Origin of the sequence: Mesorhizobium sp. M0991 (genome assembly GCF_040318915.1) — a bacterium.
Classification (GTDB): domain Bacteria; phylum Pseudomonadota; class Alphaproteobacteria; order Rhizobiales; family Rhizobiaceae; genus Mesorhizobium.
This window is the reverse complement of record NZ_JAMYNE010000025.1, coordinates 46428-64567: the sequence shown is the minus strand read 5'-3', so window position 1 is coordinate 64567 and position 18140 is coordinate 46428. Positions and strand designations below refer to the sequence as shown.

Genomic DNA, 18140 nt, shown 5'->3' with positions numbered 1-18140 from the left:
TGCCCACATTGCGCTGGTAAGGGCCAACCCTACGCGACGTCCATGGCGTCCGAATGAGTGCGAGTTCGGGAACAATAATGGCAGACAGAACCCAGCTGAGAGCAGCCGACCACAACGACATCGCCAACGATGATCCGTTCGCGGAACTGACCAGGATCATGGGGTTCGACCCGCGCCAGCCGGTCAAACCGCAAACCCCGGCCCAGCCGAAAACCGCTGCCGTCGAGCCTCCGGTGGACGAGGGCGATTTCGACATCGATCTCGAGAAGGAGTTGATGGGCGAGTTCGGCGCCGACGCCAATGACAATGCTTCCCCTGCCGAGCTTCGCGAGCCGGCACCCGAACCGGCTACCGCGGATGAAATTGAGGACGCGCTTGCCGCCTCGTTCGAACAGGATTTCGCGTTCGACGACAGTGCGGCGGATGATGCTGCTCCTTTTGCGGCCGCTCCTGTTGCCGCCGACGAAATTGCCTCCGGCCCCGAAAGATCGTTCGCTCCCGCTGTCGAGCCGGAGTTCGACGACGAGTTTCATAACGCCGTCGCCGGCTCGCTCGAAGACGTGTCGCCGTTCGAGGATGACCTTTCGAGTGACGACGAACTTGCCGCCTCGCTCGACCAGGATTTTCGGCTCGACGACGATGTGACGGCCAAGATCGCGGTGACCGGCGAGGATGAACCCAGGGCCGCAGCCGAGGCTATCGAGCCGGTCGAAGGGCCCGCCTTCGACGATGAGTTCGACAACGCCGTGGCAAGTTCGCTCGAAGATGAGCTGATGTTTGAAGAGCATGAGCCGATGGAGCAGACCGTCGCCGTTGAAACCGCGGCGCAAGCCGCCGCGCCTGCGTTCGATGACGAGTTCGACGATGCCGTTGCAAGCTCGCTCGAAGACGAGCTGATGTTCGACGAACATGAGCCGGCGGTCGCCGCCCCGGCATCGCCGGCTGAGGCGGTTTCGGCCGATGAGGATCTTGCCGGCCATTTCGATGATGCCATGGCCGATGTCGACATGGACTTCGACGTTCGCCCGAACGAGCCTGCCGAAATCGAAGAACCAGCGTTTATCGAAGAGCTGTCGATCGAAGAGCCAGAGGCCGCCCGGCTTTCCGGCACGGCCGCCGAAGCGGCGTTCGACGACGATTTCGATCTGAGCTTCGACGATGCGCCTGCCGAGGACGCCGAAGAGCCGGTGGCGCAGGTCGTTGCAGCCGAACCAGCGGCGCCGGCCGCCGCTGTCGTCCCGACGGCCCCAGTGGCTGAGGAACGCAGCCTGGAGGACGAGCTGAACGCGCTGCTGGGTGCGATGAGCACACGACCGGCACAAACGGTCAACGAACCTCAGACAAGCCAGCAGTCTGCCCAGCAGCCTGCCCAGAAGCCCGTTATGGTTGCTCAGCAGCCCGTCGCGCCGGTAATTCAGAAGCCAGCAGTGGCTGCTGAACAGCCCATGGGTGCGGCTGAAGACGTCACCAACGAACCGGTGCATCCTGTCGACGAGCTGGATTGGGAACTCGACGAGCACGAGCCCGCTGAGCCGCAGCAGTCCAGTGCCGCCGATGACGCCGATCTTGGCAGTGTCCTCCTCGATGAGCTTGAAGGCGAGGATTTCGGTGTTGAAGCCGCTGCCGGACCTGCGGATGATTTAGACAACGATGCGCTCGATGCCGACTTCGCCAGGAATATCGGCCTGGATCATGACTCGGCCGACAAGAGTGCCGCAGCTGCTTCCGAAGAAGATCCGCTCGATGCGCTGAACTGGCTGACGACACGCGCCACACCGCCCGAGCCGGCCCGCTCGTGGAGCCGCGTGACGCCCGTCGCACAGCCTCAGCCCGCTTTTGCAAGCCAGCCGGTCGCTTCGGCGCGTCCGGCACCGCCGCAGCCGGCTGCAACGCCGTCCAATCGGGCCGCACCGGTCGAAGAGAGGCCGTCCTATGAAGATCGGCCCGCCTACACGGAAGCTGCACCAACCTCGCATCAACAGCCTTCCGCATATGACGAGATGCCCGATGTCGAGACGGTCGACGTGCCCGAGCGCGTCGTGGCGCTGGCGGACGATCTCGACATTCCGGAGCTCAACTTCGACGATGACGAGCCGGTGGCGCCCGCCTACGACGATCTTGATGCCGATTTTGTCAGCCTTCTCACCGAAATGAATGCCACGGATATAGCGCCCGCCCCGGTGCGCAGTGCTGGCTACGACGATGAATACGATGCCGGCTTCGCGTCTGGCTATAAGCAGGATCGCGGCGAGACGCGCGCCTATGGCGCCAAGCCTGCGGAAGCCCCCGTCAGCGCGGCGGCCGCTTCCTATGCCGATGCAGCGGACGGTTTCGATCTGGCCCCATTGCCCAGTGGCCAGCCGGTTTCGCAGGCCGACGATTTCACCTTCGATGAGCTCGATTACGATCCCGAACTGGACGAGGAGATGTCGGTTCCGGGTCTTGCCGAACGCGGGGCCGAAAGGCAGCCGCGCAGGCGCGGGCTGCTGATAGGAGCGGTGGTTGGCGCGGTGGCGATCGCCGGAGGCCTTGGCGCCTTTGCGTTGACCCACGGCGGCAAGAGCGGCAGCGATGCGCCGGTTATCGTCAAGGCGGACAACAGGCCGATCAAGATCAAGCCGGAAAATCCAGGCGGCACCGTCGTGCCGAACCAGGACAACAAGGTTTATGACGCTGTGGTCAAGGGCGCCAAGCCCGCCGAGCCCGTTCAGCAGAAGCTGGTCACCAACACCGAAGAGCCTGTGGACCTGAAGGCCAACGAACCGGAGAGCCGCGTCGTCGATCTTTCGCCCAATGACCCCGATGCCGCAGACGATATCGACGCGCCCGGCACCGTGGCGTCCGACACCGACGCGTCTGGCACCAACGTGCCTGACACCAACGCGTCTGACCCCAGCGCGCTTGGCGCCAATGCAGCTGGCGCTTCCGAAACCGCCGCCGCACCGGCGCCCAAGTCCGAGGATCGCATCGCGCAGGTCCTGCAGGAGGCCGAGAAGGGTGCAAACCCCGAGATCGTCGCCGTTGCGCCGCGCAAGGTACGGACCATGGTCGTGAAACCTGACGGCTCGCTGGTGGCGCGCGAAGATCCGGCGCCTGCCGCCCCGCAGATGGCTGCTGCCGAGCCGGCCGATCCGGCGCCGCAGCACGTGGCTCCGGCGGGCCAGGCCGACGCCGCCGCGCAGACCGGCACCGTGCCCCTGATCGACCAAATGACAAGTGATCCGAAGATTGGCGATCAGAAGATTGGTGACCAGCCGAGTGGCGACCAGCCGAGTGGCGATCAGGCCGAAACCACCAAGCTGCAGCCGGCGCCCAAGCCCGACACAAAGGCTGAAGCCAAGGCCCAGCCGTCAGCCAGCAAGCAGTCCGCCAGCACCCCGGCCACGGTTCCAGTGGCGCCGCAGCGTCCGTCCGACCAGCCGGTCGACGTGGTCGGCGAGGTCAAGCCCGATCAGGTTGCTTCCATCGATCCGGCTGCGGCCGGCGCTGGTTCGTGGTCGATACAGATCGCTTCGCAGCCGACAGTCGAAAGCGCCCAGGCGACTTACCAGGATCTGCAACGCCGCTACGGCAGCGTGCTTTCCGGCCGCACCGCCAACATCGTCAAGGCCGAGATTGCCGGCAAGGGCACCTTCTACCGCGTCCGCGTTCCGGCGCAGTCTCGCAACGAGGCGATCAAACTGTGCACCAGCTACAAGGCTGCCGGCGGCAATTGCTTCGTGTCCCACTAGCGGCACCAAAGCCCCCTCGAAAAGCCGGCGCTCGCGCCGGCTTTTTGCGTAAACGGAAACCTTTGGAGGCAATTGCGGGCGATTCCCTTTGTCGGCGCGAAGCTCTAAACTGTTCCGCATGACCGAATCAAAATCCATGATCCTCGGCTGCGCCGGGAAATCACTGACCCGCGACGAGATCCGTTTCTACCGCAACGAATGCCCGTGGGGCTTCATCCTGTTTGCGCGCAATATCGGCGAGACCGAGCAGATCCGCGATCTGGTCGCCGCCATGCGCGACTGCGTCGGGCGTGCGGATGCGCCCGTATTCATCGACCAGGAGGGCGGTCGGGTGCAGCGCCTGCGGCCGCCGCTGGCGCCGAACTATCCGGCTGCCGGCGCACTCGGTGCCTTGTGGCGCGACGATCATGACGCCGGCACCCGTGCCGCCTGGCTGATGGCGCGGCTGCATGCCTTCGATCTGCTGCGCTACGGTATCACGGCGGATTGCCTGCCGGTGCTCGACGTGCCGATCGAGGGCGCCAGCGACGTCATCGGCGCGCGCGCCTATGGCAAGGAGCCGCGCGCCGTCATCGAATTGGGTCGCGCCGCGGCGGAAGGCCTGATGGCGGGCGGCGTGCTGCCGGTGATGAAGCATATTCCCGGCCATGGAAGGGCATTCGCCGACACGCATTTCGAACTGCCGACCGTCGACGCCTCGATCGGCGACTTGCAGCGGCATGATTTTGCCCCGTTCAGGGAGCTCAACCATTTGCCGATGGCGATGACGGCGCATGTCGTCTATAGCGCGATCGACCCGAAGAACCCGGCCACGACATCCGGCAAGGTCATCGAAAAGATCATCCGCGGCGAAATCGGCTTCGACGGTCTGTTGATGAGCGACGATACCTCGATGAAGGCACTTTCTGGGGATTTCCCGTCGAAAGCGGCCGCTATCCTTGCGGCGGGCTGCGATCTGGTCCTTCACTGCAACGGCGTGTTCGAGGAGATGGCCGGCATTGCATCGCGCACGACCGGGCTGGAAGGCAAGTCGTTTGAGCGCGCGGAGCGGGCGCTGACCTATATCAGGAACCGTGACGTGGCGGACGAGACCGAGATTCGGGCCGAATTTGCCAGTTATTTCGACGCGGTGGCCTAGCATCAAAGGAAGCGAAGTGGCGGAAACATTGGACCTGAAGGCCGGCAAGGCCGCACCGATGGACCGCTTGTGGGCCGAGAACGACGATTCTCGGCTGACCGGCGATCCGGCGTTGGTCGTCGATGTGGCCGGCTTCGAAGGTCCGCTCGATCTTCTGCTGCATCTTGCCCGCAATCAGAAGGTCGACCTGTCGCGTATCTCGATCCTGGCGCTGGCCGAACAGTATCTGGCCTTCGTCGAGAAGGTGAGGGCGCTAAGGCTGGAGCTTGCCGCCGACTATCTGGTGATGGCGGCGTGGCTGGCGTTTCTCAAATCGAAGCTCCTGATCCCCAAGCAGCCCGGCGACGAAGGCGAAAGCGGCGAGGAGCTGGCGGCGGTGCTGCAGTTCCGGCTGAAGCGGCTGGAGGCGATGCGCGACGCGGCGGCACGCCTGGTCAACCGCAACCGGCTCGGACGCGACGTGTTTGCACGCGGCATGCCGGAAATGGTCATCGTCGAGAAGCGCAATGCCTATTCGGCCTCGCTCTACGACCTGTTGACCGCCTATGCCCAGCAGCGCCAGAAGCAGGCGATCACCAATGTGACGATCGCCAGGCGCGGCGTCTGGTCGCTCAAGGATGCGCGCGACGTGCTGACCAGGCTGATCGGGTCGCTGCGCGACTGGACGGCGCTCGACAGTTTCCTGGTCGAATATCTGGCCGGCCCGGAAGAGCGGCGCACCGCGGTTGCCAGCTCGTTTGCCGCGACGCTGGAACTGGTGCGCGAAGGCAAGATGGAGATGCGGCAGGACCAGGTGTTCGCGCCGCTTTATCTGCGCGGCCGCGCCCAGGCCATCAAGATAGTCGAGGTGACACCATGAGCGAACGCGCCAACGCTTCGGTCATTCCGTTCAAGGTCGAAGACGACGTCGAGCAAGGCGCGGTCGCCGAAAACCCGGCACAAAACCAGGGGCAGAATTTGACGCAGAATCCTGGCGAGCGGCTGCATATGGCGGAGGCCGTACGGATGGCCGAGGCGATCGTATTCGCCAGCGCCGAGCCGGTCAGCGCAAAACAGCTCACTTCGCGGCTGCCCGACGGCATCAACATTGCCGCGGCGATGGCCGAACTGCAGCAGATCTATGCTCGGCGCGGCGTCAATCTGGTGCGCGTCGGCGATGCCTGGGCTTTTCGCACCGCCGGCGACCTCGCCTTCCTGATGAGCCGTGACACGGTGCAACAGCGCAAACTTTCCCGCGCTGCCCTCGAAGTGCTGGCGATCATCGCCTACCACCAGCCGGTAACGCGTGCCGAGATCGAGGATATCCGCGGCGTCGAGACGTCAAAGGGGACGCTCGACACGCTGATGGAGACCGAATGGGTGAGGATGCGCGGCCGGCGCCGTACGCCCGGCCGTCCCGTCACCTATGGCACGACCGATATTTTCCTCGACCATTTCGCGCTGGAGGAGATACGCGATCTCCCCGGCATGGAGGAATTGAAGGGTGCGGGGCTGCTGTCCGGCCGCATGCCGTCGAATTTCTCGGTGCCGCTGCCGCCGGCCGACCCCGATCCGCTCACCGACGACGAGGATCCGCTGACCGACATCGACCTCGAAGAACTCGGCCTTTTGACGCCGCGAGTCACGGAAGATTGAGCCGAGCGCCATCTTAAAGCCACAGGCAGGATGGAACTGCGCCGATTGGTAGCGGGCCGCCGTGCCGAAAGTGCGTGACTTCGGCCACTCATTCATGAACTCTGTCGCAGTTCTGTTTGAATCCGAACCCGAAAGCGCATAGATCAGCGTCTGGGAAACCGTTCGAGAGAGATTTGCTATGGGTTCATTTTCGATTTGGCACTGGATGATCGTTCTGGTGATCGTGCTGCTGGTCTTCGGCCGCGGCAAGATCCCCGAGCTGATGGGCGACATGGCCAAGGGCATCAAGAGCTTCAAAAAGGGCATGGCCGACGACGAGACTGCCGAGGACAAGCGCACTGTCGAACACCGTGCCGACGAAACCGTTTCGGTACCGAAGGAAAAGGCCAGCAAAAGCTGAGCCCAAACTTTAGTCGGAACGTATAGCCATGTTCGAAGTCGGCTGGACCGAGATGCTGGTGATCGCGATCGTCATGATCGTGGTCGTCGGGCCCAAGGATTTGCCCAACATGCTGCGCACCTTCGGCCGCACGACGGCGAAGCTGCGCGCCATGGCGTCCGATTTCCAGCGGCAGTTCAATGATGCGCTGAAGGAAGCCGAACTCGACGACGTCAAGAAGTCGGTCGATTCGCTGAGAAGCCTCAATCCGGCAGCCGAGATCAGGAAGCAGCTCAATCCATTCGAGCAGGCCGCCGCCGACGTCCGTTCCGGCGTCGATGCCGTGATGAAGCCCAAGCCGGCCGTCGATGCCGCCGCTTCGACAGAGCAGGCGGCCGAGCCGCTGAAGAACGGCGCAACGACGATGCCGGGCGTCAGCCCGCCGGAGCCGACGCCGGCCACGCCGATCTTTCCGGCGATGACGGACGAGTCCGTCGTGGCGCCGGCAGTACAGGCGCAAACGGCTGCAGCGGCCGTGCCGCAAAAAGCGCCGGCGGCAAAGAAGAAGCCGGCGCCCGCGAAAGCCGCGGCTGCCGCGCCGGCCAAGCCGGCAAAGACCGCTGCGCCAAAGGCCGCCGCAAAAGCTGAGCCAAAACCGCAGTCGTCAGCAGCGAAGAAGCCGGCGGCAGCAGCGAAGAAGCCTGCGACAGCAACGAAGAAGCCGGCCGCCACGAAAACGGCGGGAGCCGCCAAGTGAGCACTTCGGACACGGAAAAGGACGAGATCGAAAAATCGTCGGCTCCGCTGATGGAGCACCTGATCGAGCTGCGCCGGCGGCTGATGTGGTCGATCGGCGGTTTTTTCGTCGCCTTCCTGGTCTGCTTCTTCTTCGCCAAGAAGCTGTTCAACCTGTTGGTGATCCCGTTCAGATGGGCGACCCAATGGGCCGGGCTCGACCCGCACAAGGTCGAGCTGATCTATACGGCGCCGCAGGAATTCTTCTTTACCCAGGTCAAGCTCGCCATGTTCGGCGGCATGGTCATCGCCTTTCCGCTGATCGCCACGCAGATCTACAAATTCATCGCGCCCGGCCTCTACAAGAACGAACGCAATGCCTTCCTGCCGTTCCTGATCGCCTCGCCGATCCTGTTCTTGATGGGCGCGTCGCTGGTCTATTTCTTCTTCACGCCGATGGTGATGTGGTTCTTCCTCGCCATGCAGCAGACCGGCACCAACGACCAGGTGCAGATTTCGCTGCTGCCGAAAGTGTCCGAATATCTCAGCCTGATCATGACGCTGATCTTCTCCTTCGGCCTGGTGTTCCAGTTGCCGGTGGTGACCAGCCTGATGACGCGGGTCGGCATGCTGTCGTCGCAGGGATTGGCCGAGAAGCGCAAATGGGCGATCGTCATCGCCTTCGTCGTGGCGGCGGTGCTGACGCCGCCCGACCCGATGAGCCAGATCGGCCTCGCCATTCCGACGATCCTGCTCTACGAGGTCTCGATCTGGTCGGCCCGGCTGATCGAGCGCAGCAAGGAGCGCGACCGTGTGGCCCGCGAAAAGCAGGACGCCACCGAAGAGGTGGCCGAAAAGCCGGCGGACGCGTCTTCGACGTAGGTTCGGTTGAGGCGGGCAGCATCTTTTTGCCGGCCGCAGCAACTTTGTTCTTGCTTTGTGCCGGCAGCTATGCTACTGATTTGGGTATGGTGCCAATTGGCTCCAAAAACCCGCCTCCCGAGGCGGGTTTTTTGTTTCTTGCTTCCTTTTGAGAGTTCCTGCGTTGTCGGCTGATGTCGGCGGGACAGCGCCCCCCTCTGTCCTGCCGGACATCTCCCCCACAGGCGGGGAGATCGGCTGTCCTTGCCGCTTTCGCCAATCTCATAGGATGCAGAAAGGGCGCTGTCCCCAAAGCTGCCGATCTCCCCCCTTGAGGGGGAGATGTCCGGCAGGACAGAGGGGGGCGCGAAGGAACTCGGCCTGACATCTTGCATCAACGAAAGATGCGGTTTACGCCCTCTGGTCTTTGTTTTGGGCATCTCGTTGCCCCACAACCGCTGCGCATTTTGGGCGACATGCCCTCTGAGGACGAACAGACCATGCTTGACATCAAATGGATTCGCGACAACCCGAAGGCCCTTGTCGAGGCGCTCCAGAAGCGCTCGTGGTCGGCTGAGGCGGCGCAGTCCACGGTCGACGACCTGATCGGCGCGGATGAGGCGCGGCGCGAGCATCTGACGGAGCTGCAGACCCGGCAGGAACGCCGCAACGCCGCATCGAGGGAGATCGGCAATGCCATGCGCTCGGGCGATGCCGCTCTTGCCGAAAGGCTGAAGGCCGAGGTCGGCGAGATCAAGGCCTTCATCCAGAATGGCGAGGCGCGCGAACGCGAGCTCGACAAGGCGCTGAACGATGCGTTGGCAGTGCTGCCAAATGTGCCGTTCGACGACGTGCCGGTCGGCAAGGACGAGCACGACAACGTCGTCAAGCGCGTCGTCGGCGAGGTGCCGACGCGGCCGAACTGGGTCAAGGAGCATTTCGAGATCGGCGAAGCGCTCGGCATGATGGATTTCGAGCGGGCAGCACGGCTTTCCGGCTCGCGTTTCACCGTGCTGAAAAGCGGCCTGGCGCGGATGGAACGCGCGCTCGGCCAGTTCATGCTCGATCTGCACACGACCGAGCACGGCTATGTGGAGATCCAGCCGCCGTTGATGGTACGCGACGAGGTGCTTTTCGGGACCGGGCAACTGCCAAAATTCGAGGAGGATTTATTCTTCGTTCGGCATGGGGACGGCAGGCTTGGCCTAATACCAACCGCCGAAGTCCCGCTGACCAATCTCGTTCGCGACGAAATCACGCCGCACGAAAAACTGCCGCTGCGCTATACCGCGCTGACGCCGTGCTTCCGCTCGGAGGCGGGCTCGGCTGGGCGCGACACGCGCGGCATGCTGCGCCAGCACCAGTTCTACAAGGTCGAGCTGGTGTCGATCACCGACCAGGAGACTTCGGTTGCCGAGCATGAGCGCATGACCGAATGCGCCGAGGAGGTGCTGAAGCGGCTCGGCCTGCCTTTCCGCACCATGACGCTGTGCACTGGCGACATGGGCTTTGGCGCGCGCAAGACCTACGATATCGAGGTCTGGCTGCCGGGCCAGAATGCCTATCGCGAAATCTCGTCGTGCTCGGTATGCGGCGATTTCCAGGCGCGGCGCATGGACGCCCGCTACAGGGACAAGGACGGCAAGGGCAACCGCTTCGTCCACACCCTGAACGGTTCGGGCACCGCCGTCGGCCGCGCTCTGATCGCCGTCATCGAAAATTACCAGAATGAGGACGGCAGCGTAACCATTCCTGAAGCGCTTCGGCCTTACATGGGCGGTCTGCAAAAGATCGAATCGAAATAATGCGCATCCTTCTGACCAACGACGACGGCATCCATGCCGAGGGCCTTGCATCACTCGAACGCATCGCCCGCACGCTGTCGGACGACGTCTGGGTGGTGGCGCCGGAACAGGACCAGTCCGGCTATGCGCATTCGCTGTCGATCTCGGAGCCGCTGCGGCTCAGGAAAATCGGCGAAAAGCACTTTGCCGTGCGCGGCACGCCGACCGACTGCGTCATCATGGGCGTGAAGAAGATCCTGCCCGAAGCGCCCGACCTGATCCTGTCCGGCGTCAATTCCGGCGCCAACATCGCCGACGACGTCACCTATTCGGGCACCGTCGCCGGCGCCATGGAGGGCGCGCTGCTCGGCGTGCGATCGATCGCCATCAGCCAGGCCTATTCCTATGTCGGCGAGGACCGCGTCGTTCCCTACGAGACCACCGAAGCGCTGGCGCCGGCGCTGCTCGAAAAGCTCGTCGCCATGCCGTTGCCGGACGGCGTGCTGCTCAACGTCAATTTTCCGAATTGTGCGCCGGAAGAGATCGCCGGAACTGTGGTCACTTCGCAGGGCAAGCTGGTCCACAGCCTGTGGGTCGACGAGCGGCGCGACGGGCGCGGCTTGCCTTACTACTGGCTGCGCTTCGGCCGCGAGCCGGTCGAGGGCAAGCAAGGCACCGACCTCCATGCCTTGCGCAATCGGCAGGTGTCGGTGACGCCGCTGCAGCTCGATCTCACCGCGCATGAAATCCGCGATCAACTGGCCAAGGCGCTCGCATGAACTTGAACCACGCTGCAACGGTCGACGAGCGCGAAGGTTTCGCTGCCTTCCTGCTTCGCCTGCGAGGCAGGGGCACAGTGCCGAAGGCGCTGATCGCCGCCTTCGAGGCGACGCCGCGGCGCGGCTTTCTGTCTCCGCATTTTCACTCGATCGCCTGGTCGGACCGTATGCTGCCGATCGAATGCGGCGAGGCCATCGAAGGTGCCGACCTGCAGGCGGCGGTGATCGCGGCACTTGCCATCGAGCCGGGCAACCGGGTGCTCGAGATCGGCACCGGGTCCGGCTATACGGCGGCGGTGATGTCGCGGCTTGCCGCTCGGATCGTCACCATCGACCGTTACAAGACGCTGGCCGAACAGGCCCGGCAGCGCCTCGAGGCACTCGCCATCGGCAATGTCATCGTGCGCCAGGCCGACGGTTCCAACGGGCTGGCCAACGAAGCGCCGTTCGACCGCATAGTCGCCTGGGCGGCCTTCGACAGCCTGCCGCGCTTTCTCCTCGATCAATTGTCGAGCGGCGGCATCGTCATCGCGCCGATCGGACCCGACGAAGGCGAGCAGGTGCTGGCCAAGCTGACCAAGGTCGGCAGCCGCTTCGAACGCGAGGATATCGGCCTGGTGCGCCTGCAGCCGATCCTGCGCGGCGTCGCCGCGGTGATTTGATATCCTAACCGTCGGCCGCTTGGGGGCAGCCGAAGCCGGGTGTTTCGTCATCCTAGGGCGCAGCAGAATTCTGCTCCGCCGCATTCTTCGGCCAACGTCACGGAATGGATCCCAGGGTCTCCGCGACGGAAGCTCCGCTCCTGCTCCGCCCTAGGATGACGAAGCTGAGAGCCTTCCTCGAATATTTTAAGAAAATTTGCGCCTGATTCTACAGGTTTAACCGACCGGTAACATTAACGCGCTTTAATCACACTCAGATGTACCGGGTCTGTGCGGGTTAGTGCGATGCAATTCAGTGTTTTGAAGGCAAACGGACGCAATCTGGCGCGTGGCTGCGCCGTCCTCATGATCGCAGGCGCTGCGACGGGGTGTAGTTCCCAGGTGGCGCGGTTCAACAGCGTCGACGACGTGTTCACCGCCTCGACCAACAACCAGCGCGCCATCATCGACAAGCAGGATGCTGCTCAGCCCTATCCGGGCGATGTTGCGGCCGCGCCGATCGACGGCAGCCACACCCAGTCGGTCAGCCGCTCAAGCATCGAACCGGTCACGGCGCAGCAATTGCCGCCTCCGGCTCCCGCCCTGGCGCCTGCCGCCCGTCCGGTGCGCACCGCTGCCGCGCCGGCCCTGGCGCCTGCCGCTCCTCGTGTCGATAGGACGGCAACCGGCACCGTCGCTCCGGCGGCAAGGCCATTCAAGAACGCCGAGCCCGACGCGCCGCGCATGGCGACGGCCGCCGGCGCACCACATGCGACCGAGATCGTCGTCAAGGATGGCGAGACCATTTCCGGCCTGTCCCGGCGCTACGGCGTGCCGGCCGATGCCATCATGAAAGTCAACGGGCTGAGCGCGACCAAGGGGCTGAAGACCGGCCAGAAGCTCGTCATCCCGGCCTATGCGTATTCGAGCAACGGTGCCGCGCCGAAAGTCGCCGACGCCAAGCCCGCGAACGGCACCAGGCACGACCAGCCGGCCGACGCGCCGGAGAAGGTGGCCGTGCTGCCGCAGCAGCCGAAGCTTAGGGAAGGCAAGTCTACCGCGCAGGTGGACGCCTCGGCTGCCGCAAGCCAGCCGAAGGATGGAAAGGCCGCGGCGAAGGTGGCTTCGGCGACGGCCAAGCCGGCCAGTGCCGGCGGTACCTACACGGTTCAGCAAGGCGATACGCTGTCCGCCATCGCCAGAAAGACCGGCGTCGGCGTCGTCGCGTTGAAGCAGGCGAACGGCATGCAGGATGGACTGCTCAAGATCGGCCAGACCCTGAAAGTGCCGGCAGGCGGAACCGCTGTCGTCGCCGGTGCGAAGCCGGCAAAGGTCGATCCGGTGACGACGGCCACGACCCAGCCGCCTGCCAAGACAACGCCGACGCAGACGCTCGCCTCCTACACGCCGCCGAAGAAGGACGCGAAAGTCATCCAGCAGGCCGAGGACGACGATGCGGTGGCGCCGGACGCAACCGGCATCGGCAAGATGCGCTGGCCGGTGCGCGGCCGTGTGATCTCAAGCTTCGGCGGCGGCAAGGACGGCGTCGACATCGCCGTGCCCGAGGGGACGCCGGTCAAGGCGGCCGAAAACGGCGTCGTCATCTATGCCGGTGACGGCCTCAAGGAATTCGGCAACACGGTGCTGGTGCGGCACGAAAACGGTCTGGTCACCGTCTACGGCCACGCCAGCTCGATTGAGGTGCAGCGCGGCCAGAAGGTCAAGCGCGGCCAGGAAATCGCCCTGTCCGGCATGAGCGGCACCACCGACTCGCCGAAACTGCATTTCGAAGTGCGGAAGAACTCGGCGCCGGTCGATCCTTCGACCTATCTCGAATAGAAGACGAAAAGCAATTTGCGGGCCGCCTGACCTTCAGCCCGCCGAGGAAGTCCGCTCCGCAAGGTGCGGGCTTCTTCTGCTGTTAGTCCTTGAGCGGCTAATCCTTGAGCGATTTTCCGAGCCGGCCTGCCAGATCCTGGGTGAACTGCCAGGCGATGCGGCCCGAACGGCTGCCGCGCGTCGTCGCCCATTCCAGCGCCTCGGCGCGCAGCGTCTCGGGATCGATGGCGAGATCGTGATGGCGGACATAGCCGTCGATCATGTCGAGATATTCATCCTGCGAACATTTGTGGAAGCCAAGCCACAGGCCGAAACGGTCCGACAGCGAAACCTTCTCCTCGACCGCTTCGGACGGATTGATCGCCGTCGAGCGCTCATTGTCGATCATGTCGCGCGGCAACAGATGCCGCCGGTTCGAGGTGGCGTAGAAGATGACGTTGGCCGGGCGGCCCTCGACGCCGCCTTCAAGAGCTGCCTTCAGCGATTTATAGGACGTGTCGTCATGGTCGAATGACAGGTCGTCGCAAAACAGGATGAAGCGGAACGGCGCGGCCTTCAGCAGTCCCATCAGCTTCGGCAGCGTGTCGATGTCTTCGCGATGGATCTCGATAAGCTTGAGCGGCAGGTTGAGCTTGGTCGAAGCGTTGACCGCGGCGTGCACCGCCTTGACCAGCGACGATTTGCCCATGCCGCGCGCGCCCCACAACAGCACGTTGTTGGCAGCATAGCCGGAGGCGAAGCGCTCGGTGTTGTCGACCAATATGTCGCGGACGCGATCGACCCCGCGTATCAGGCCGATGTCGACGCGGTTGACCTTGCGCACCGGCTCCAGATAGCCGGGATCGGCCTGCCAGACGAAGCAATCGGCTTCGCCGAGGTCGGTTTGCGGCACCGGCGGCGGCGCGAGGCGGGCGACCGCCTCGATCAGGCGGTCGAGCTTCTGGCTCAGGGTATCGATGGTGCTGTCGGTCATCTCTTGTCTTTTTTGTTTCGCATTCGGGACGTGCGGCAGGCCAACCTACCTGATTTCAGCGGTTTCGAAACTCGTCCCAAGCATTTGTTCGGGCATGATCTTTTGCGAAAACCGAGCGTCGCTTTTCGGGATCACCCTCTAACACGGCTCACCAGCCCGGAAAAGCAGCCGATTTGCCCGGCGGCGCAGTTGCATTGGCAACGTTACCGACTATATTCCGGCCAAATTTGGCGGGGCCGCCTTGCGGCTGTTTTTCAAAGTTCAGGAGTACCTCGATGTTCGTGACACCGGCATACGCCCAAGGCATCGGCGGGGACTCGTCCGCAATGTTTATCCAGATCGTGCCGTTTGCTCTGATTTTCGTGATCATGTATTTTCTGATCATCCGGCCGCAGCGCACGCAGCTGAAGAAGCGCGGCGAGATGCTGGCGGCGGTTCGCCGCGGCGATACGGTGGTCACCGGCGGCGGCTTCGTCGGCAAGGTGACCAAGGTGATCGACGACAACGAGCTCGAAATCGACCTTGGCGGCGGCACCAAGGTGACGGCGCTGCGCTCGACACTCGCCGACGTGCGCGTCAAGGGCGAACCGGTGGCGAACCAGAACGCCAAGAAATAACCGAATTGTCGGCGGAACGATCCGCCAGCACGCCCTGACGGACGACGCCATATGCTTTATTTTTCGCGCTTCAAGATGATCCTGATCTGGCTGGCCGTGGCCGCCACAGTGGTCCTCGCTGCGCCCAACCTTTTTTCCGCCAGCACGCTGGCCAAGTTGCCCGACTGGCTGCCGAAGCGGCAGATGACGCTCGGCCTCGACCTGCAGGGCGGCTCGCACATCCTGCTCAGGATGGATCCGAACGATCTGATCAAGGATCGGCTGGAGACGACGCGCGACGAAATCAGGACGCTGCTGCGCGATGCCAAGATCGGCTATACCGGCCTTTCCGGAACGGGCCGTACGGTGCAGGTCCGCATCACCGATCCCGCACAGATCGAGGCTGCCAAGACAGCCTTGAAACCATTGACCAATCCGGTGGCCGCAGGCCTGTTCAGCGGCGGCTCCATCCAGGAGATGACGCTGGATGATTCCGAGCCCGGCCTGCTCAAATTTGCCGTCACCGATGCGGGGATCAAATATCGCACCTCGACGGCGCTGACGCAGGCGATCCAGGTTGTCGAGCGTCGCGTCAACGAACTCGGCACCACCGAGCCGATCGTGCAGCGCCAAGGCGACGACCGTATCCTGGTGCAGGTGCCTGGTCTCCAAGACCCGCAGCGGCTGAAGGAAATTCTTGGCCAGACCGCAAAGCTGACTTTCCAGATGGTCGACCAATCGATGCCGGTGCAGGACGCGCTGAACGGCCGTCCGCCGCCGGGATCCTCGGTGCTGTATTCGCAGGACGACCCGCCGGTACCGTATCTGATCGAGAACCGCGTCATCGTTTCGGGTGAAAACCTCGTCGATGCCCAGGCGACCTTCAACTCCCAAAACAACGAGCCGGTTGTTTCGTTCCGCTTCGATTCGAAAGGGGCGCAGCGGTTCGGCCAGGCGACATCGCAGAACGTCGGCAAGCTGTTTGCCATCATCCTCGACAACCAGGTGATTTCGGCGCCGCAGATCCGTGAACCGATCCCCGGCGGTACCGGCCAGATATCGGGGAATTTCACCGCTGAGAGCGCCAACGACCTCGCCGTGTTGCTGCGTGCCGGCGCCTTGCCTGCGACGCTGACGGTGATCGAAGAACGCACGGTGGGGCCGGGACTTGGCCAGGATTCCATCCATGCCGGCAAGGTCGCCGGCATCATCGGGTCGATCCTGGTGGTGGCATTCATGTTCGTCGCCTACGGTTTCCTCGGCTTCCTCGCCAACATCGCGCTGGCGGTGCATGTGGCGATGATTGTCGGGCTGCTGTCGCTGCTTGGCGCAACGCTGACCCTACCCGGTATCGCTGGTATCGTGCTGACCATCGGCATGGCGGTCGATTCGAACGTTCTCATCTATGAGCGCATCCGCGAGGAGCGGCGTAACGGCCGCTCGGTGATCCAGGCGATCGACACCGGTTTCAGCAAGGCGCTGGCGACCATCGTCGATTCCAACGTCACCTCGCTGATCGCGACCGTGGTGCTGTTCTGGCTCGGAACCGGACCGGTGAAGGGCTTTGCCGTCACCTATGCCATCGGCATCCTGACCACGGTCTTCACCGCCTTCACCTTCACCCGCCTGCTGGTGTCGATCTGGCTTCGCCGCGCCCGTCCGAAGGAGTTGCCGCGGGCGCCTGTGACGTTCATTCCGCCCGGCACGAAAATTCCGTTCATGGGCATCCGCCGCTGGACGTTCACACTGTCCAGCGTGCTTTCGGTGTTGTCGGTCATCGGCTTCATGACCATCGACATCAATTACGGCATCGATTTCAAGGGCGGCTCACTGATCGAGGTGCAGTCCAAGGCCGGCAATGCCGATCTGGCCGACATCCGCGGCAGACTGACGGAACTGAATATCGGGGAGGTGCAGGTTCAGCAGTTCGGCGAGCCGAACGACGTGCTGATCCGCGTCGGTACCCAGGAGGGTGGCGAGAACGCCGAACAGACCGTCATCGACAAGGTGCGCGGCGAACTGCAGGACCAGTATGATTTTCGCCGCGTCGAAGTGGTGGGGCCAACGGTTTCGGGCGAACTTGCCAAGCAAGGCACCATTGCCATGCTTGTCGCGCTGCTCGGCATCCTGATCTATGTCTGGTTCCGCTTCGAATGGCAGTTCGCGGTCGGCGCCATCGTTGCGACCGTGCACGACGTGGTCATGACGATCGGCTTCTTCGTCATCACCGGCCTCGAATTCAACCAGTCGTCGCTGGCGGCGATCCTCACTATCATCGGTTATTCGCTCAACGACACCATCGTCGTCTATGACCGTGTTCGCGAGGATCTGCGAAAATACAAGCGAATGTCGCTGCCGCAATTGCTGAACAACGCCATCAACGAGACGCTGTCGAGGACGACGCTGACCTCGGTGACGACGATCCTGGCGCTGCTGGCGCTGGTGCTGTTCGGCGGCGAGGTGATCCGCTCGTTCACCATGGCGATGCTGTTCGGCGTCGTGTTCGGCACCTATTCGTCGATCTTTATCGCCGCGCCACTGCTTATCCTGTTCAAGCTGCGGCCGCAGGCCACAGCATCCGATGAGGAAAAGCCGGTGGGCGGCGGCAAAGCCATAGCCACCTGACGGCTTGCCGCAAAAGTGGCCAAGGGCATCGTCATCCGCGAGGCGCATTTCCCGGGCCGCGCACCGATCGAGGCTTACGGCAATGGCGGCTTCCGCTTTGCCGACATGTCGCATCGCGGCTCGCTGCTGTGCCTGCCTTCGGGCATATACGGCTGGGAGCCGGCCGATCCGCTGGCGCTGACGGCAGCGGATTTCGCCAAGCTGTTCAATGAGGCCGACAAGGTCGAGATCCTGCTGGTCGGCAGCGGCAGGGATCTGAGGCCGTTGCCGGCCGCGCTGCGTACGGCGCTGAAAGAAGCGGGCATTTCCGCCGATCCGATGTCGACCGGGGCGGCGGTGCGGACCTATAATGTGCTGCTGGCGGAAGACCGCGCCGTGGCCGCAGCGCTCATCGCCGTCGACTGACGTGGCCGAAAACACCAAA

At 63.6% G+C, this 18140-nt stretch carries 15 protein-coding genes; 14 read left to right on the top strand and 1 reads right to left on the bottom strand.

The window, feature by feature from the left end:
* The first annotated feature begins 77 nt into the window (after window positions 1–77).
* The 11 genes from NKH70_RS27435 to NKH70_RS27385 all read left to right on the top strand — a co-directional run bounded on the left by NKH70_RS27435 (window position 78) and on the right by NKH70_RS27385 (window position 13522).
* Window positions 78–3731, top strand: a complete 3654-nt coding sequence (locus NKH70_RS27435; protein WP_353026629.1) for an SPOR domain-containing protein — start codon at window positions 78–80, stop codon at window positions 3729–3731.
* A 118-nt stretch (window positions 3732–3849) separates the two neighbouring features.
* Entirely contained in the window at window positions 3850–4869 is a 1020-nt protein-coding gene (gene nagZ, locus NKH70_RS27430; protein WP_254818318.1) for a beta-N-acetylhexosaminidase, read from the top strand.
* Between the two features lie 58 nt (window positions 4870–4927).
* Entirely contained in the window at window positions 4928–5728 is an 801-nt protein-coding gene (locus NKH70_RS27425) for a segregation and condensation protein A (protein ID WP_023678931.1), read from the top strand.
* Window positions 5725–6504 carry an SMC-Scp complex subunit ScpB gene (scpB, locus tag NKH70_RS27420; protein WP_353026627.1) on the top strand — a complete coding sequence of 260 codons (780 nt, stop codon included), beginning with the start codon at window positions 5725–5727 and terminating at the stop codon, window positions 6502–6504. Before NKH70_RS27425 ends, scpB begins: the two co-directional genes overlap by 4 nt.
* 178 nt (window positions 6505–6682) lie before the next feature.
* Window positions 6683–6904 carry a twin-arginine translocase TatA/TatE family subunit gene (locus NKH70_RS27415; RefSeq protein ID WP_352490594.1) on the top strand — a complete coding sequence of 74 codons (222 nt, stop codon included), beginning with the start codon at window positions 6683–6685 and terminating at the stop codon, window positions 6902–6904.
* A gap of 28 nt (window positions 6905–6932) precedes the next feature.
* Window positions 6933–7640 (top strand): Sec-independent protein translocase protein TatB, encoded by a 708-nt coding sequence (tatB, locus tag NKH70_RS27410; RefSeq protein ID WP_352913410.1) that lies wholly within the window; start codon window positions 6933–6935, stop codon window positions 7638–7640.
* Entirely contained in the window at window positions 7637–8500 is an 864-nt protein-coding gene (tatC, locus tag NKH70_RS27405) for a twin-arginine translocase subunit TatC (RefSeq protein ID WP_023720061.1), read from the top strand. The genes tatB and tatC overlap by 4 nt, the downstream gene beginning before the upstream one ends.
* A gap of 479 nt (window positions 8501–8979) precedes the next feature.
* On the top strand, window positions 8980–10284 hold the full coding sequence (serS, locus tag NKH70_RS27400) for a serine--tRNA ligase (RefSeq protein WP_352719158.1): 1305 nt from the start codon (window positions 8980–8982) through the stop codon (window positions 10282–10284).
* Window positions 10284–11042, top strand: a complete 759-nt coding sequence (gene surE / locus NKH70_RS27395) for a 5'/3'-nucleotidase SurE (RefSeq protein ID WP_352719159.1) — start codon at window positions 10284–10286, stop codon at window positions 11040–11042. The genes serS and surE overlap by 1 nt, the downstream gene beginning before the upstream one ends.
* Complete coding sequence (locus NKH70_RS27390) at window positions 11039–11704, top strand: protein-L-isoaspartate(D-aspartate) O-methyltransferase (protein ID WP_352914978.1); 666 nt, start codon at window positions 11039–11041, stop codon at window positions 11702–11704. Before surE ends, NKH70_RS27390 begins: the two co-directional genes overlap by 4 nt.
* A gap of 285 nt (window positions 11705–11989) precedes the next feature.
* Window positions 11990–13522 carry a peptidoglycan DD-metalloendopeptidase family protein gene (locus NKH70_RS27385; protein ID WP_353026624.1) on the top strand — a complete coding sequence of 511 codons (1533 nt, stop codon included), beginning with the start codon at window positions 11990–11992 and terminating at the stop codon, window positions 13520–13522.
* Between the two features lie 97 nt (window positions 13523–13619).
* Here the strand turns inward: NKH70_RS27385 and NKH70_RS27380 are convergent, their stop codons facing one another.
* Window positions 13620–14495 carry an ATP-binding protein gene (locus tag NKH70_RS27380; protein WP_353026622.1) on the bottom strand — a complete coding sequence of 292 codons (876 nt, stop codon included), beginning with the start codon at window positions 14493–14495 and terminating at the stop codon, window positions 13620–13622.
* A gap of 275 nt (window positions 14496–14770) precedes the next feature.
* Here NKH70_RS27380 and yajC point away from each other — a divergent pair, with 275 nt between their 5' ends.
* The 3 genes from yajC to NKH70_RS27365 are packed head-to-tail and all read left to right on the top strand — an operon-like array spanning window position 14771 to window position 18121.
* Complete coding sequence (gene yajC / locus NKH70_RS27375) at window positions 14771–15112, top strand: preprotein translocase subunit YajC (protein ID WP_352719163.1); 342 nt, start codon at window positions 14771–14773, stop codon at window positions 15110–15112.
* A 51-nt stretch (window positions 15113–15163) separates the two neighbouring features.
* A complete protein-coding gene (gene secDF, locus NKH70_RS27370; RefSeq protein ID WP_352719164.1) occupies window positions 15164–17716 on the top strand; it encodes a protein translocase subunit SecDF in 2553 nt (850 codons plus the stop codon).
* 15 nt (window positions 17717–17731) lie between these two features.
* Complete coding sequence (locus NKH70_RS27365; RefSeq protein WP_352719166.1) at window positions 17732–18121, top strand: Mth938-like domain-containing protein; 390 nt, start codon at window positions 17732–17734, stop codon at window positions 18119–18121.
* Window positions 18122–18140: the final 19 nt, after the last annotated feature.

Bases quoted from the DNA above. Each gene is read 5' to 3' on its own strand.
- nagZ (WP_254818318.1), top strand. From the start codon at position 3,850: ATGACCGAATCAAAATCCATGATCCTCGGCTGCGCCGGGAAATCACTG.
- NKH70_RS27425 (WP_023678931.1), top strand. From the start codon at position 4,928: ATGGACCGCTTGTGGGCCGAGAACGACGATTCTCGGCTGACCGGCGAT.
- NKH70_RS27390 (WP_352914978.1), top strand. From the start codon at position 11,039: ATGAACTTGAACCACGCTGCAACGGTCGACGAGCGCGAAGGTTTCGCT.
- scpB (WP_353026627.1), top strand. From the start codon at position 5,725: ATGAGCGAACGCGCCAACGCTTCGGTCATTCCGTTCAAGGTCGAAGAC.
- NKH70_RS27380 (WP_353026622.1), bottom strand. From the start codon at position 14,495: ATGACCGACAGCACCATCGATACCCTGAGCCAGAAGCTCGACCGCCTG.
- yajC (WP_352719163.1), top strand. From the start codon at position 14,771: ATGTTCGTGACACCGGCATACGCCCAAGGCATCGGCGGGGACTCGTCC.
- NKH70_RS27435 (WP_353026629.1), top strand. From the start codon at position 78: ATGGCAGACAGAACCCAGCTGAGAGCAGCCGACCACAACGACATCGCC.
- NKH70_RS27415 (WP_352490594.1), top strand. From the start codon at position 6,683: ATGGGTTCATTTTCGATTTGGCACTGGATGATCGTTCTGGTGATCGTG.
- NKH70_RS27385 (WP_353026624.1), top strand. From the start codon at position 11,990: ATGCAATTCAGTGTTTTGAAGGCAAACGGACGCAATCTGGCGCGTGGC.
- secDF (WP_352719164.1), top strand. From the start codon at position 15,164: ATGCTTTATTTTTCGCGCTTCAAGATGATCCTGATCTGGCTGGCCGTG.
- tatB (WP_352913410.1), top strand. From the start codon at position 6,933: ATGTTCGAAGTCGGCTGGACCGAGATGCTGGTGATCGCGATCGTCATG.
- serS (WP_352719158.1), top strand. From the start codon at position 8,980: ATGCTTGACATCAAATGGATTCGCGACAACCCGAAGGCCCTTGTCGAG.
- surE (WP_352719159.1), top strand. From the start codon at position 10,284: ATGCGCATCCTTCTGACCAACGACGACGGCATCCATGCCGAGGGCCTT.